8 protein-coding genes are annotated in these 16645 nt (G+C 58.5%); 3 read left to right on the top strand and 5 right to left on the bottom strand.

Going from position 1 to position 16645, the window contains the following annotated elements; translation table 11 throughout:
• Positions 1-70: 70 nt before the first annotated feature.
• The 3 genes from fusA to rpsL all read right to left on the bottom strand — a co-directional run bounded on the left by fusA (position 71) and on the right by rpsL (position 3128).
• Entirely contained in the window at positions 71-2194 is a 2124-nt protein-coding gene (gene fusA, locus QP442_RS03385; RefSeq protein ID WP_285069613.1) for an elongation factor G, read from the bottom strand.
• A gap of 89 nt (positions 2195-2283) precedes the next feature.
• Entirely contained in the window at positions 2284-2754 is a 471-nt protein-coding gene (gene rpsG, locus QP442_RS03380) for a 30S ribosomal protein S7 (protein WP_005962255.1), read from the bottom strand.
• The gene (rpsL, locus tag QP442_RS03375; RefSeq protein ID WP_006681505.1) at positions 2754-3128 is read right to left on the bottom strand and encodes a 30S ribosomal protein S12; all 375 of its coding nucleotides are present in this window, start codon (positions 3126-3128) and stop codon (positions 2754-2756) included. Before rpsL ends, rpsG begins: the two co-directional genes overlap by 1 nt.
• Before the next feature lie 634 nt (positions 3129-3762).
• Here rpsL and QP442_RS03370 point away from each other — a divergent pair.
• Positions 3763-4809, top strand: coding sequence for a hypothetical protein (locus QP442_RS03370; protein ID WP_285069612.1), 1047 nt, complete (start codon positions 3763-3765; stop codon positions 4807-4809).
• A gap of 372 nt (positions 4810-5181) precedes the next feature.
• On the opposite strand, the gene QP442_RS03365 is transcribed toward QP442_RS03370, so the two are convergent.
• Both QP442_RS03365 and rpoB read right to left on the bottom strand, forming a co-directional pair.
• Positions 5182-9078 (bottom strand): DNA-directed RNA polymerase subunit beta', encoded by a 3897-nt coding sequence (locus tag QP442_RS03365; protein WP_103633255.1) that lies wholly within the window; start codon positions 9076-9078, stop codon positions 5182-5184.
• 15 nt (positions 9079-9093) lie between these two features.
• Positions 9094-12573 carry a DNA-directed RNA polymerase subunit beta gene (gene rpoB / locus QP442_RS03360; protein WP_285069611.1) on the bottom strand — a complete coding sequence of 1160 codons (3480 nt, stop codon included), beginning with the start codon at positions 12571-12573 and terminating at the stop codon, positions 9094-9096.
• Positions 12574-12964: 391 nt separating this feature from the next.
• Here rpoB and QP442_RS03355 point away from each other — a divergent pair, with 391 nt between their 5' ends.
• A complete protein-coding gene (locus QP442_RS03355) occupies positions 12965-13600 on the top strand; it encodes a restriction endonuclease subunit S (RefSeq protein ID WP_285069610.1) in 636 nt (211 codons plus the stop codon).
• A 555-nt stretch (positions 13601-14155) separates the two neighbouring features.
• Positions 14156-16546, top strand: a complete 2391-nt coding sequence (locus tag QP442_RS03350; RefSeq protein WP_285069609.1) for a serpin family protein — start codon at positions 14156-14158, stop codon at positions 16544-16546.
• The last annotated feature ends 99 nt before the right edge of the window (positions 16547-16645 follow it).

Below are 16645 nucleotides of genomic sequence, written 5' to 3'. Positions count from 1 at the left end.
TATGTGAGGCGGGTCGCTACGCTCGCGCTAATTTCTTAGCGCGAGCAAGCGAAACGCGACGGATCGGGACTCACTCGCCCCGGGACTTGCCGACGATTTCGTCAGCGACGTTACGCGGAACTTCCGCGTAGGAGTCGAACTCCATCGAGTACACTGCACGGCCCTGCGTCTTGGAACGCAGGTCGCCAACGTATCCGAACATTTCAGAGAGCGGAACCTGTGCCTTGACGACGCGGATACCGTGCTGCTCATCCATGGACGAAATCTGTCCACGACGGGAGTTCAGGTCGCCGATGACGTCGCCCATGTACTCCTCAGGAGTACGGACCTCAACGGCCATGATCGGCTCAAGAAGAACCGGGCTTGCCTTCTTCGCGGCTTCCTTCAAAGCCATCGAACCGGCAACCTTGAACGCCATTTCCGAAGAGTCAACTTCGTGGTACGCACCATCGAGGAGCGTTGCCTTGATATCAACCATCGGGTAGCCGGCGAGAACACCGGACTGCATGGCGTCTTGGATACCAGCGTTAACCGAAGGAATGTACTCGCGCGGAACGCGGCCACCAGTGACCTTGTCCTCGAACTCGTACTCTTCCTCGGAGCCTGCGGGGATAGGTTCGAGAGCGATGATGACACGCGCGAACTGGCCGGAACCACCGGTCTGCTTCTTGTGCGTGTACTCGTACTTCTCGACCTTCTTGCGGATGGTCTCGCGGTAGGCAACCATCGGAGCACCGACGTTTGCTTCAACCTTGAATTCGCGACGCATACGGTCAACGATGATGTCCAGGTGAAGCTCACCCATACCACCGATGATCGTCTGGCCAGTCTCAGCGTCGAGCTCGACCGTGAAGGTCGGGTCCTCTTCGGCGAGCTTCTGAATTGCGACGCCCATCTTTTCCTGGTCAGCCTTCGACTTCGGCTCAACCGCAACCTGGATAACAGGCTTCGGGAACGTCATCGATTCGAGAACGATCGGCTTGTCGATTGCGCAGAGCGTATCACCAGTGGTCGTGTCCTTCAGGCCGATAACCGCGTAGATGTGGCCAGCATGTGCCTGATCCACAGGGTTTTCCTTGTTGGAGTGCATCTGGAAGATCTTGCCGATGCGTTCCTTCTTGCCCTTGGTGGAGTTCAAGACCTGTGCGCCAGAGTCCACCTTGCCGGAGTACACGCGGACGAAGGTGAGCTTGCCGTAGAACGGGTGAGCAGCAATCTTGAATGCAAGAGCTGCGAACGGTTCGTTCTCGTCAGGCTTACGGGACTCGGTCTCTTCTTCGGTTTCCGAACCGGGCTTGAAGCCACGGACGGACTCAACGTCCAGCGGAGACGGGAGGAAGTCAACAACCGCGTCGAGCACGGGCTGAACACCCATGTTACGAAGAGCGGTACCGCAGTAAACCGGGAATGCGCGACCAGAGATCGTCAGCAGGCGGATGCCTTCCTTAATCTGCTCGACGGTCAGCTCACCATTCTCCAGGTATGCCTCGGTCAGCTCGTCGGAGCCTTCCGCAGCAGCTTCGATCATGAGTTCACGATATTCTTCCGCGCGTTCCTGCAGATCCTCGGGGATCGGGCCACGAACAATGAGGGAGCCGAGGGTTGCCTCGCCCTTGTCGTCTTTTGCCGGGTAGCGCAGGGACTCCATCGAGAGCAGGTCAACCTGGCCCTCGAAGTCATTCTCTGCACCGATCGGGAGCTGCATGACGATCGGGGTCGCGTGGAGGCGATCCTTAATCGTCGAAACGGAGAAGTAGAAGTCAGCGCCCATCTTGTCCATCTTGTTGATGAAGCAGATACGCGGGACTTCGTACTTGTCAGCCTGACGCCACACGGTCTCAGACTGTGGCTCAACGCCTTCCTTACCGTCGAAGACTGCAACAGCGCCATCGAGCACACGCAGGGAGCGCTCAACCTCAACCGTGAAGTCAACGTGGCCGGGGGTGTCGATGATGTTGATCTGGTTGCCGTTCCAGAAAGAGGTAACAGCGGCGGACGTAATCGTAATGCCGCGTTCCTTTTCCTGTTCCATCCAGTCGGTCGTCGAGGCGCCGTCGTGGGTCTCGCCGATCTTGTAGTTAATGCCCGTGTAGAACAGGATGCGTTCCGTCACGGTCGTCTTGCCGGCATCAATGTGAGCCATGATGCCAATGTTTCGAACCTTGTTAAGGTCGGTAAGCACGTCTAGTGCCACGAGTGCGATCCTTCGCTCGAAGTGATTGTGAATTCGCGGGCAAAATTAAGGTTGACGAAGACCGAAGATCCCGGCCTCGTCACCCAAAATCACCAGCGGTAGTGAGCGAACGCGCGGTTCGACTCGGCCATCTTGTGCATGTCCTCACGACGCTTCACGGCGGCGCCGAGACCGTTGGAGGCATCCAGGATCTCGTTCGCGAGGCGCTCGGTCATCGTCTTTTCGCGACGCTGACGCGAAAAATCAACCAGCCAACGCAGGGCAAGGGTCGTGGCGCGCGCGGGGCGAACCTCAACCGGAACCTGGTAGGTCGCGCCACCAACACGGCGGGAGCGAACCTCAAGGGCGGGACGAATGTTGTCAAGAGCGCGCTTCAGAACCGAAACCGGTTCCTGCTCGGTGCGCTCACGCACGGTCTCCAGTGCACCGTAAACGATGCGCTCTGCAACGGTCTTCTTACCGTCGAGGAGTACGCGGTTGACGAGCTGGGTCACGACCTTCGAGCCGTAGACCGGATCGTCGACGAGGGGACGCTTAGGAGCTGGGCCCTTACGAGGCATTACTTCTTCTCCTTCTTCGCGCCGTAGCGGGAACGAGCCTGCTGGCGACCACGAACACCCTGGGTGTCGAGGGAGCCACGAACGATACGGTAACGGACACCCGGGAGGTCCTTCACACGACCACCGCGAACGAGCACGATCGAGTGCTCCTGCAGGTTGTGGCCTTCACCGGGGATGTACGCCGTAACCTCAATGCCGGACGAAAGGCGCACACGAGCAACCTTACGGAGGGCTGAGTTCGGCTTCTTCGGGGTGGTGGTGTACACGCGGGTGCACACACCACGTCGCTGAGGCGAGCCCTTAAGCGCCGGGGTCTTCACCTTCGAGCGCTTCGAGCTACGACCCTTGCGGACGAGCTGCTGAATGGTAGGCACTGGTTCTCCAGTTTCTTTCCGTCGGAGGCCTTTCGATTGAGCAATCGCGAAAGGCCCTTGTCTAGTCATCCATGGCTTGACGAATCCCCTTACGGACACACGCATGTCCGTCAAGGGGCCGGTGCGCCATGATAGCCACCGTTCGGCTGGCCAGAGAATGACGCCCGGAGCTCCGACGGACGGAGCCCGCTGTCAGCGAAAGCTGACGAAAGAGAACCCGTAAATTCACGGGAACCTCGTCTAGTTTACGAGGCTTGGAGTTTCTTGGTCAAAGGCACAACTCGTGAGGTGCGCCCCACTTCCCCCACCGCGCTTGTTCACCACCGCCCGCCCCACCCACCGCGCTTGTTCACCACCAACGATCCCTCATTTAGGGCACCGCGAACCCTTTTCCAAACGCTGACGGACTTGAACGCCTAGGAGCGCTTTGCTTCAACAAGCGCGCCAAAGTCGCAAAACTACGCGCTTCCCTCCCCGTATTGAGTTCCGCAACGGTGAACAAGCGCGGTAGTTTTCCACAGTTTTCACACACCCCGACTTATCAACATTTCGCTCTAGGGAGCCTCGCACATTCCTCCTCCATCGCGGAAGCTAGACACCTACTTCCCCCCTTCAGCCCACAATCGAGGTCCCCATGCACCGTTTCCAGGCGCCTCGCATCCGCGACGTCCGCAAGGCAATGACATTCACCCGCCCGCACCGAGCTTCGCGCGACGAACTCACGTACAACGTCGAAATACGAAGAGGCGCTTTCCTGAGCGTCACCTACCTCTCGACACTTCCTCAGCATTGGCAACGCGAACAGGCCGTCCAACTTGCTCGCATTATCGCTGTTCAGCACACTCATCCGCGATGCGTTCCAACGGGTATATCAGCAGCGTACTTGCACGGTGCCCGCGCGTTTGATTACCCCGGCGACGTCCATATGGCTTCCCTGTCGAATTCAACGCGTTCTGCAAAGGCGTTACCAGCGGTCACTCTCGGCGAAGAAGTACTAGCCAGTCGCGCCACAATCGTATTTCACCGGATGCTTCCTATCGCCAATCACACGTGCAGGATTGATGGAGTGCGGAGTTTGACCTTACATGACGCGCTGTTGACGCTCGCAGTGCAGGAGTGCGGTGCGCTAGCTTTCTCGATGGCTTGCTCGGGGATGCGCCTGTTGATTGAGAACACACGAAGCAGAAGCATTGGATTCAAAAAACGCCTTCGAACACTCAGGCAGTCGTTGATCGCTCAGTTCAAACAGCTCGAATCGGGCCACCGCCATCGCGCGGACGGCTCTTGGCTGTTCACTCACGCCGATGCCGCGTGCGAGAGTCCTGGAGAAAGCCACATCCTATGGATTCTGCGTTCAAGCGGACTAGCTGGCATTGAAACGCAGTACGAAGTCACAAGTAACGGCAACCGTTTCTTCTTCGATCTCTGCTTTCCTGAGGCTCACGTCGCAATCGAGTTTGACGGGCGTTTCAAGTATGGAGACAGTGACTTAGAGATTGACGAGGCTACGGCCAAGCAAGTTCAACGACAGACACAATTAGAGGCCGACGGTTGGCAGTTCATCCGTTTCCGTTGGGAAGACTTGCCAGACTGTTCGAAGATATTGAATTCAGTGTTCATGCTACTTCTGCAGGTTGAGGCTTGTCCGGCCACTATGAGACGCGCTCGCGTCCACGCCTGACACCTTGCCTGCCTCTACTGACCGAATCAATCCACCGTTTTTACTGACATTTCCTCCCTTGCCACTCGGCACCCCTGCCACTGCCTAGGCACTACGGTGTCGCCTCGCGTCTGATGCCGCTTCCTCATCCCCGCGCTTGTTCACGATTTACAGTCACATTTCGTAACTTCTGTGTCCCGCGCGCGTTCGACGGCGCACCAAATACAACCTGTTCACTCTGAGCGAACAGGCGCTTGTTCACCGTTCGCCAACGGTGAACAAGCGCTGAAAGACAGACGACAACATATACAAAGCGTGGCACCCGAGCGAACAAATCGCATCAAGCGCCACGCCTCGTATTTAGCCGGTCATTGCCTGGCTAAAGAGCAACTACTACTCACGGAACGACATACCGAAGTCGATCGCACCAAGAGCATCGAGGAAGTCCTCGGAAACTCCACCATCCTGGAAGTCCATCTGCGTGTAGTTCGAAGCAGCAAGCGCTTCCGCAGTCGGCTCAACGGTGACTCGGTTGTAACGCGACAAGCCGGTACCAGCCGGGATGAGCTTACCGAGAATGACGTTCTCCTTGAGGCCAACGAGCGAATCAGACTTGCCGTTCATCGCTGCCTCAGTGAGAACCTTCGTCGTTTCCTGGAAGGATGCCGCCGACAGCCACGAGTCGGTTGCCAGCGACGCCTTCGTGATACCCATAAGCATCTGACGACCGGAAGCAGGTTGCCCGCCCTCGGCAGCGACCTTGCGGTTCTGCGCCAGGTAAGCCATACGGTCAACAAGCTCGCCGGGCATGAAAGTCGTATCACCGGGCTCAAGGATGGTAATTCGACGCAACATCTGGCGAACGATGACCTCAATGTGCTTCGCGTGGATACCGACGCCCTGATCGCGGTAGACCTTCTGGACCTCGTCAACAAGCTGCTTCTGCGCGACGGAGCGACCCATGATGCGAACGATTTCCTTCGGATCAAGCTGACCCTCAGTCAGAGGCTTGCCTGCCTCGACATGCTCGCCTTCAGCGACAAGAAGCTCCTGACGACGCGAGACCTCAATAACGTCATCTTCCTTCGCATCATCACGAGTAATGACGATGCGACGAACCGACGGATCCTCGTCATCAATGTGAACGCGACCAGCGGCCTCGCTCATCTTTGCTTCCATCTTCGGACTACGAGCCTCAAAGAGTTCCTGAACTCGTGGCAGACCCTGGGTAATATCAGCTGCAGATGCGGCGCCACCGGTGTGGAACGTACGCATCGTGAGCTGAGTACCGGGCTCACCAATCGACTGCGCGGCGATAATGCCAACTGCTTCACCAATATCAACCTGCTTGCCGGTAGCCAACGAGCGACCGTAGCAGGCAGCACAGGTGCCGACCTGCGATTCACAGGTGAGGACGGAACGGCAGGTGATCTCTTCAACGCCTGCTTGCGCAAGGGCGATGAGCTCATCGTCACCAAGATCGGTGCCTGCGGGCATGATGACCTCGCCGGCTTCGTTCACAGCATCGCGGGCAAGGTTACGCGCATATGCGGTGGTCTCAACCGTTTCGAGAGCCTCCCAAACGCCGTCGACCTTCTTCGCGATCTTGATCTTGACGCCCTGGCGGGTGCCACAATCCTCTTCACGAACGATGACGTCCTGCGAGACGTCAACCAGACGACGAGTCAGGTAGCCAGACTCTGCGGTACGAAGTGCCGTATCAGCAAGACCCTTACGAGCACCGTGCGTTGCGATGAAGTACTCGAGAACGGTCAAGCCTTCGCGGTAGTTCGCCTTGATCGGACGCTCAATGAGCTTCTGCTTCGGGTCGGACACCAGACCACGCATACCTGCGATCTGCTGGACCTGTGACCAGTTACCACGCGCGCCCGAGTTGACCATGCGGTACACGGTGTTGCGATCGTCGAAGTTACCGCGCATGTCATCTGCAACCTTCTGGGTGCATTCGAGCCAAAGGTCAACGAGGTCCTTGTAGCGGTTTTCTTCGAGGATGAAGCCTGCGTCGAAGTCTTCCTGAATCTTGGCTGCGCGAGCCTCGTATTCAGCAAGAATTTCTTCCTTGCGTGGCGACGCCTGGATGTCGGAGAACGCGATCGTGATACCCGACCACGTCGACCAGTGGAAGCCGGCCGACTTCAGGGCATCGAGGCATTCTGCAACCAGAACGTTCGGGTAACGCTGGGTCAGGGTGTTGACGATCTGACCGAGCTGCTTCTTGCCGACGACCTCGTTCACGAACGGGTAGTCAACCGGTAGCTGCTCGTTGAAGATCGCGCGACCGAGGCTGGTTTCGAGCAGAACATCGTCGCCCGGTTCCCAACCTTCAGGTGCTTCCCAATCGGCCGGCGGAACGATGCCGTCGAAGCGAATGAGAGCCTTCGCGTTGAGGTCAAGCAGACCCATGTCGAACGCCATAATCGCTTCAGCGGCACTGGAGAACGACGGCACGATGGGGTTGCCGGCAGAATCCTTGGCAACTTCGATCGTCGAATCCGGTTCCGAAGTCAGGTGGAACAGGCCAATGATCATGTCCTGTGACGGCATCGCAACGGGGCGACCGTCGGACGGCTTCAGAATGTTGTTCGTCGACAGCATGAGGATACGCGCTTCAGCCTGAGCCTCGGCACCCAGTGGCAGGTGGACTGCCATCTGGTCACCGTCGAAGTCAGCGTTGAACGCGCCACAGGCGAGCGGGTGCAGCTGAATGGCCTTACCTTCAATGAGCTGAGGCTCGAACGCCTGGATACCCAGACGGTGAAGGGTAGGTGCGCGGTTCAGTAGCACGGGGTGCTCGCGGATAACGTCGTCGAGGACGTCCCACACCTCGGGGCGCTGACGCTCGACCTTGCGCTTCGCTGCCTTGACGTTCTGCGCGTAGTTCTTCTCAACGAGGCGCTTCATGACGAAGGGCTTGAAGAGCTCGAGTGCCATCTGCTTGGGCAGACCACACTGGTGGAGCTTCAGCTGCGGGCCGACGACGATGACCGAACGGCCAGAGTAGTCGACGCGCTTACCGAGCAGGTTCTGACGGAAGCGACCCTGCTTGCCCTTGAGCATGTCAGAGATCGACTTCAGCGGGCGGTTGCCCGGGCCTGCAACGGGGCGACCACGGCGGCCGTTGTCGAAGAGCGCGTCTACAGATTCCTGCAGCATGCGCTTTTCGTTCGCGACGATGACGTCCGGCGCACCCAGTTCAAGCAGTCGCTTGAGTCGGGTGTTGCGGTTGATCACTCGACGGTACAGGTCGTTGAGGTCGGAGGTCGCGAAGCGGCCACCGTCCAGCTGAACCATCGGGCGCAGGTCCGGCGGAATAACCGGAATCTTGGTCAGGACCATCGATGCCGGCGAGTTGCCGGTCGCGATGAAGGCGTTGATGACCTTCAGGCGCTTGATGGCACGTGCTTTACGAGGCCCGGAGTCGGACGCAATGGTCTGACGGAGGGATTCAACTTCGGCTTCAAGATCGAAGGTTTCCAGGCGCTTCTGGATGGCAGCTGCGCCCATGTCGCCCTTGAAGTAGGTACCGTAGCGGGCGACCATCGCGCGGTAGAGGCGCTCGTCACCGATCAGGGCACCGACCTTCAGGTTCGTGAAATTATCCCACACGACTTCAAGACCGTCGATGTCACCGTCGAAGCGCTTACGAAGGCGCGCCATGTCCTTCTCGGCGCTCTTGCGGAGCTTTTCGCGTTCCGCGGCGGAGGCGCCATCAGCTTCGAGAGCAGCGAGATCAGCTTCGAGCTTCTCGGCTGCCTGGTTGATGGCGTCGTCACGGCGGTCTTCCATCTGCTTCTTCTGAACTTCGAGTTCAGCGCGCAGATCCATGAGGTCCTCGTCGCGGCCCTTTTCGTCGATTTCTGTGACCATGTATGCGGCGAAGTAAATGACCTTTTCGAGGTCCTTCGGAGCGAGGTTCAGCACGTAACCGAGGCGCGAGGGCACGCCCTTGAAGTACCAGATGTGTGTGACCGGTGCGGCGAGGTCGATGTGGCCCATGCGCTCGCGGCGAACCTTAGAGCGCGTGACCTCGACGCCACACTTTTCACATACGATGCCCTTGTAACGGACACGCTTGTACTTGCCACACGCGCATTCCCAGTCGCGTGTGGGGCCGAAGATCTGTTCACCGAACAGGCCGTCGCGCTCGGGCTTGAGCGTGCGGTAGTTGATGGTCTCCGGCTTCTTGACTTCACCGTGTGACCACGAAGCGATGTCATCGCTTGTGGCCAGGGTGATCTTCAGGCTGTCGAACGTTTTGGCGTCCAGCAAAGTCATCTCTCCCTATCAGATCGCGTCGATGGTCGCCGCAGCGTTCGGACGGGCATCAAGCGTGATGCCGAGGTCTTCGCGCGCGTTGAAGTCTTCTTCCTGGTCACGCAGGTCAATGGCGTTGCCGGCTGCGTCGAGAGCTTCGACGTTCAGGCACAGCGAGCGCATTTCCTGGATGAGAACTCGGAAGGACTCGGGGATTCCGGGCTCAGGAATGTCTTCGCCCTTGACGATCGCTTCGTAGACCTTCACACGACCGGTCGTGTCATCCGACTTGATTGTGAGGAGTTCCTGGAGCGCGTAGGCTGCACCGTAAGCTTCGAGCGCCCACACTTCCATCTCACCGAAACGCTGGCCACCGAACTGGGCTTTACCGCCCAGTGGCTGCTGCGTGATCATCGAGTACGGGCCGGTTGAACGGGCGTGAATCTTGTCGTCAACCAGGTGGTGGAGCTTGAGCATGTAGGTGTAGCCCACTGCGATCGGATACGGGAACGGTTCACCGGAACGACCATCGAACAGGCGGGCCTTGCCCTGCTCGTTCGTCAGACGGTTGCCGTCGCGGTTCGGGTTCACGTTACGCAGCAGGCCTGCGAGTTCGTCGGCTTCAAGACCGTCGAACACGGGGGTTGCCACGAGAGTCTCAGGTTCGGTGGTGATGCCGTCAGCCGGGAGGTGACGGGTCCATGCTTCGCCGGCCTCGACAGCCTTGGAAGCATCCCAGCCCTGGTGAGCGAGCCAGCCGAGGTGGTATTCGAGTACCTGGCCGACGTTCATACGGCCGGGGACACCAAGCGGGTTGAGGATGATGTCAACCGGGGTTCCGTCTTCGAGGAACGGCATGTCCTCGACCGGCAGAATCTTGGAGACAACGCCCTTGTTACCGTGGCGGCCTGCCATCTTGTCACCAATGGTGATCTTGCGACGTTGGGCGACGTAGACGCGAACGGTCTGTCGAACGCCAGGGTTGAGTTCGTCTTCTTCGTCGTTGAATTCGCGGACGCCGATGACGATGCCTTCCTGGCCGTGAGGAACACGCAGGGAGGTATCGCGAACCTCGCGGGCCTTCTCACCGAAGATTGCGCGCAGAAGGCGTTCTTCGGAGGTGAGCTCAGTTTCACCCTTCGGGGTGACCTTGCCAACGAGAACGTCGCCAGCGGTAACCTCGGCACCAATGCGGATAATGCCACGTTCGTCTAGGTCAGCGAGTGACTCTTCGGAGACGTTCGGGATATCGCGGGTGATTTCTTCTTCGCCGAGCTTGGTTTCGCGGGCGTCGACCTCGTATTCCTCGATATGGATCGAGGTGAGGACGTCCTCTTCAACGACGCGACGCGACAGGATGATCGCGTCTTCGTAGTTGAGGCCTTCCCACGACATGTAGGCGACGAGCAGGTTCTTGCCGAGTGCGACTTCACCATTGTCGGTTGCCGGACCATCAGCCAAGACGGAGCCGGCCTCAACGCGGTCGCCTTCGTCGACGATGACACGCTGGTTGGTGCAGTTGCCCGGATTCGAACGTTCGAACTTTTCAAGACGGTAGGTGTCGCGACCGCCTTCGTCCGTGGAAACGATGATCATGTCTGCCGAAACTTCGGAAACAACACCAGCGTGGGTGGCGATGATCATTTCACCGGAGTCCTGTGCTGCACGACGTTCCATACCGGTACCGACCAGCGGTGCTTCGGTGGTCAGCAACGGCACTGCCTGACGCTGCATGTTCGCGCCCATGAGTGCGCGGTTTGCGTCGTCGTGCTCGAGGAACGGAATGAACGCTGCTGCAACAGACACCATCTGACGTGCAGACACGTCCATGTAGTCAACTCGGTCGCGCAGGATCAGCGTCGGGTCTTCGCCGGCGACACGGCAGAGGACATGCTCTTCTGCGAAAGTGCCGTCGTCGTTCAGACGGGACGAGGCCTGTGCAATGTAGTGACCGATTTCGTCGTCTGCGGTCAGGTATTCGACCTCGTCGGTGACTTTTCCGTTGCGAACAACGCGGTACGGGGTCTCAACGAAACCGAAGGGGTTGATGCGACCGAAGGTTGCGAGCGAGCCGATCAGACCAATGTTCGGGCCTTCAGGGGATTCGATCGGGCACATGCGGCCATAGTGCGACGGGTGGACGTCACGAACTTCCATGCCTGCGCGTTCACGGGACAGACCGCCAGGGCCAAGAGCCGACAGACGACGCTTGTGCGTCAGACCTGCAAGCGGGTTGTTCTGATCCATGAACTGCGACAGCTGGGAGGTGCCGAAGAATTCCTTGATCGCTGCAACAACCGGGCGGATATTGATCAGCGACTGAGGAGTAATCGAGTCGGCTTCCTGGGTCGTCATGCGTTCGCGGACGGTGCGCTCCATGCGGGACAGACCTGCGCGGACCTGCGCCTGAATGAGCTCGCCAACTGCGCGAATACGACGGTTACCAAAGTGATCGATGTCGTCCGCTTCAACACGGAGTTCGACAACCTCGCCACCGTTGCGGGTGCCGAGGAAGGTCTTCTCACCCTTGTGCAGAGCGAGCATGTACTTCACGGTTGCAACGACGTCATCGATGGAGAGAGTCGAAGCCTTCGGATCTGCGTCGGTGCCGAGCTTCTTGTTGATCTTGTAGCGACCGACCTTTGCCAGGTCGTAGCGCTTCGAATCGAAGTAGAAGTTGTTCAGCAGGGTGCGTGCCGATTCGACGTTTGCGGGCTCGCCGGGACGGAGCTTGCGGTAGATGTCGACGAGGGCTTCTTCCTGGGTCTTGACGGTGTCCTTCTCGAGGGTCTCGAGGAGCACCGGGTATTCGGCAAACTCTTCACGAATCTCAGATTCGGTCATGCCGATTGCCTTGAGGAAGTGGGTGACAGGTTGCTTGCGCTTGCGGTCAATACGAACGCCAACAGAATCGCGCTTGTCGATTTCAAATTCGAGCCATGCGCCGCGACTAGGAATGACCTTTGCGCTGAACGTTTCACGGTCGGTGGAACGCTCGGAAACGCGCTCGAAGTAGACGCCCGGGGAACGGACGAGCTGCGAGACGACAACACGCTCAGTGCCATTGATGATAAAGGTGCCACGCGGGGTCATGAGCGGGAAATCGCCCATGAACACGGTCTGACGCTTGATCTCAAGGGTCTCGTTGTTCATGAACTCCGCGGTCACATACATCGGTGCAGAGTATGTGTAGTCCTTGGTCTTTGCTTCTTCGATCGAGTACTTCGGTCGTTCGAGCTGGCATTCCCTGAACGTAAGGGACATGGTCTTGCCCAAGTCCTCAATCGGCGAAACTTCTTCGAAGATTTCTTCAAGACCGGAGACGTCGGGGACGTCGTTACGGCCTTCCGCCTTAGCGGCTTCGACGCGAGCCTTCCACGCGTCGTTGCCCAGCAGCCAATCGAAGCTCTCGACCTGCAAACCCAGAAGGTTCGGGGCCTGAAGCGGTTCGGCGAGCTTAGCGAATGAGATGCGGTTCCTGGGCTGGTTGGCAGTGCTACTGGCAGCCAAAGGGGATCCTTCCCTGCATTTTCGGTGCGCACACACGCCTTCGCCCATTATCTGACTCCGTCCATCCCGCTCAGCGCCTGATACAGCGGGGTGGATACGGATCACCTCGGGCACAATAAGGCGCAAGTATCAATGATAGGGATTCGCGGCTCCTCAGCTCAATATCTTTTGGCGTTTGTGCCGAGTTTCACGCAACTACCACGTTGGCGCGCCGATCACGCTCCAGTGTGCCGCGATCGCAGATTAATTCGCCTTCGATTCTGCTCATCGTGGTCGGAGTTTTCGACGAGGCCTCGTACATCACCCTTGCAGGGTTTGCCTGATTTCTTGAGCCATCAGGGCTAATGCCCGAAACTTCAAATTCAGTGAAAGACGTTTCGCTTCTCTAGCGATGGTCGCTAGTGCTTGCAAAGCTATTGAAGGATTATTAGCAATTCGCGAATTCACGGTAACTCGAGATACTGAGAGTAGACAGCGACAATCGCCTTCAACGCCAGCTTGGGAACAGCGTAAGGTTGGGGACTTACTTATAGAGCGTAATCAGCAAGCGCCGATGAGCGACGAATATCCACTTATGGCATTCATAGCAAATGAAGGTGTTGCCCCTAAAGGCGAGCGTTATGACCGAACTGCTTTAGTTACGGATACGGTAAACAAGCTATATAAGCAAACAGAAAGAGGCGATTTCATATATAGCTCCAACAATCTCGAAACTGGCTCAATCGGTCTGAATAAGTACGGAAAAGCCTGCATTTCACCGGTTTATAGCATTTTTGAGTCTACCGGCATTGCCGACTCAGATTTTTTAGGAAGAAGATTAGTCAGAAAAGACTTTATAAATGCTATGGTCAAGTGGCGTCAAGGTGTTATCTATGGACAATGGCGAATACACGAGTCCGATTTTGTGAAAATCGAAATACCTGTACCTTCAGTTGAGGAACAACGGAAGATCGGTGCCTATTTAGACCAGCTCGACCGCCTCATCACCCTTCATCAGCGTGAGCCACGATTTGCTGATACAGGTTAAATAAGAGTCGAAAGAGCCCTCATGACGATGTCAATGTCCTTGTTCTCGAGCTCTTGGATGACGTGCAGATAGGTTTCCTGAGTGGTGGTCATGCTTGCATGCCCGAGCCTTCGGGATACGCTGGCGATGGATACGCCAGCGAACATCGTAAGCCGTCATTCGACGACGAACGCTTTCGAAGCCTTAGCGCGCCTTAGCGTGCGCCAGAGATTCGCGGCGCAACCTAGTAAACGAGCTGACGGAGCGGAGGAAGGAATTCGCGCCCTTCGGAATAGGGCTCCTCATGGGGCTCCTCACGCTCACGGCCTACGCCTGCTGCGCCGCCGGCGACGACAGGGATTGAGCACGGCGTAAACAACAAGCAGCAACCGAATTCATCGCCCAAAACCTCTCATAACGCGGAAGCATCCATGCTTTTTGGCATCTATAAGACGCCAACACCCACTGTCTGACATGCGCCCGTCACATACGGTGGAATAATCACGAACGAAGCAGGTCCCACGCGAGAATTACATCCCCTACAGAGAATGCAGTTCTCGAAACCAGGAGGCGAAGATGGACGACGAAATAGTCGATTCGGGCCATATGAAGAAAGGCGGCCTTTTAGACAGGTTGGTAGCCGGCGTTGCAGATGCCGCGGATGCGGGTGCAAAAGCCGTGAATGCCGGCGCCGAGGCGATCAAGGCCGGAGAAAAAAAGACCCACCAGGCATTCGGGGGCGAATACGGAGAGGTATTCGAGGGAAACCTCGTCGGCGAGGACGGCTCGTATATCATGCCGGACCCCGCGCTCGACGAGCGAGAGTTCAACGAGATTGAAACCCTCGCGAAACGCTACGAGAAGCTTACATCGCCCGGCACACTCGCGAAGGCTGGTAAGCAGATCGGCGAGGCGGTGCCCGCGCCCATGAAGGCCCTCGCCAATAAGGCTGGGAAGGCCGCGAAGGACGCTCTCAACGGGTTAACCGAGCAGGAACTTATGGCAAACGCCATCAAGGCGGCAGCAGAGGGATTCGGGGAACTCGAGAAGCAGGCGGCGAAGGCGAGCGTCAGCAGGGAGTACGTCATTTCCCGTATCAACGAGGGCAAGCAGGAACAGAAGGTCTCCTCGCTCTCCGAGATATGCCTGCTGCGCGCCTACGACGTCGCCGCAGTGTCCGCGAACGAAAGGCTGCACCACATGGGCATAGCCCTCGCCGAAGGCGGAGGCACGGGCGCCGCGGGCTTCTGGGGTCTGCCCGCCAACCTCGTCCTCAGCATGCTCATCTATTTCAGGGCCGTTCAGTCAGTCGCCATGTTCTACGGCTACGACGTCAAGGACGACCCGTCCGAGCTCGTCATCGCGAGCGAGGTGTTCCAGAGCGCCCTCGCTCCCAAGGCCAAAGTCGACGCCTCGAGCGAGTATATCGGCAAGGCCCTCGTCTACGCGGAAGCGGCAGTGGTCAAGCAGACCGCAAAGAAGGGCTGGTCGGCGATGGTCGAGCAGGGCGGCGCCGCTCTCGCGATAGCCCAGATCCGCGCGCTTGCCAACGGCGCTGCCCGCAAGGCGGTCGAGAACGGCGGCAAGAAGGCGCTCGAGGCTGGAGTGTTCAAGAAGGCGCTCACCCAGATCGGGCAGAAGATGACGCTCGAGACCGTCGGGAAGATGGTCCCCGTCATCGGCGCGGGCTTCGGGGCGCTGTTCGACAGCGCGCAGATGAAGAGAATCCTGGATTTCGCGGACCTCTTCTACCACAAGCGCTTCATCGTCGAGAAGGACCAGCGCGCCCAAGCCCTCGCGGAAAGGGGACCCGAGCCGTCAGTGTCCGATAGCCCCGCGGAGATGAAAGAAATCGCCTTGGCGCCCAGCCCAGAACAGGGGCTCGACTCCATAGCCGCACGGCTTCTCGAGATCGGCCTCAGAGACGGCAAGAGCTTCGTTTCCTCGCCCGCGTGCCTCCAGGTTGCGCTCGAGGCGCTCGCAAGGGGTGCGGAGGCGGAGACGCTCGCCGAGATCGATACGGTGCTCGGCGGCGCGGATGCGCGAGAAGCCGCCCACGCCGCGCTCTTCGGTGAACCCTCTGAAAGCCTGCCTGACAACTACAGCTTCACCATCGGCACGTCAATCTGGGCCGATCCCGACCGAGCGCCGCTTCACGGATCGTACGCAGAGTCGATTAGCGATATGAATGGCAAGGCGGTCGAGGCGAACCCCGCCAGCGAAGAAGCTCATTCGCGGATGTCGAGCTGGCTCGCCGAGAACACTGGAGGCAAGTTCACTTCGGCTCCGCAACTCGATGCCTCGACGACGCTCGCCCTCATGAGCGCGATGCGCTTCAAGGACACGTGGATCAACCGTCTGGACGATGAAGAAACGGATATGCTGTTCCATGCCGCCAGCTCCACTCCGACCGTCACGATGATGGGCGGGTTCAGCTTCTATGAAGACCTTATCAGGGAAGCGGGCGGCACCGCAGTGACCTGGCACATGGAGTCGGGAGCGCAAGCCGTGTTTGCCATGCCCGATGAAACGGCCGGCATCGAAGAGTTCATCGGGAGCGGTTCGGCGTGGAGCTTGATCTCCCGATGCCGTGATAGGAAGGGCGTCGAGCATCCCGAAGGAGGCATCGGGCTTGTCGTCCCCGAGCTCGACCTGAAGACGGAAGGCATGAGTCTCGATTCCGCCATGAAGGCCATGGGAGTGCGGCGGGTCTTCTCGCCCGAGGCCCAGCTCGGCAGCCTCACCGAGGCGGACACAATGCTTGACAGGGCGATACAGAGCTCGATGCTCAAGCTCGATCCCAACGGGGCCGAGGGCGCAGCTTTCACGCTGTTTGCCTGCCGCGCTGGGGCTCTGCCGATGGACCCGCCCGAGCCCGTCAGGCTCGTCTTCAACCGACCCTTCGTGTTCGCGCTGTTCAACGATGCCGATGCGCCGCTGTTTGTCGGCGCGTACACGGGAGAATAAACCACCCGTTTAACGAATAAGGTCCCATGCTCGAGCATGGGACCTTATTCGTTTTCCTGCTTTCCAGGTTGCTTCCACACGGTTTTCGTTTCCTCTTCT

It is taken from the genome of Pauljensenia sp. UMB1177 (genome assembly GCF_030217965.1).
GTDB lineage: Bacteria > Actinomycetota > Actinomycetes > Actinomycetales > Actinomycetaceae > Pauljensenia > Pauljensenia turicensis_A.
The sequence above is the reverse complement of the archived record's forward strand: the minus strand, read 5'-3'. Positions and strand labels throughout refer to the sequence as shown.

What these genes read in the sequence shown, in the direction of transcription:
- rpsG (WP_005962255.1), bottom strand. Translation starts at nt 2,754, where the DNA reads ATGCCTCGTAAGGGCCCAGCTCCTAAGCGTCCCCTCGTCGACGATCCG.
- QP442_RS03370 (WP_285069612.1), top strand. Translation starts at nt 3,763, where the DNA reads ATGCACCGTTTCCAGGCGCCTCGCATCCGCGACGTCCGCAAGGCAATG.
- QP442_RS03355 (WP_285069610.1), top strand. Translation starts at nt 12,965, where the DNA reads ATGGTCGCTAGTGCTTGCAAAGCTATTGAAGGATTATTAGCAATTCGC.
- QP442_RS03350 (WP_285069609.1), top strand. Translation starts at nt 14,156, where the DNA reads ATGGACGACGAAATAGTCGATTCGGGCCATATGAAGAAAGGCGGCCTT.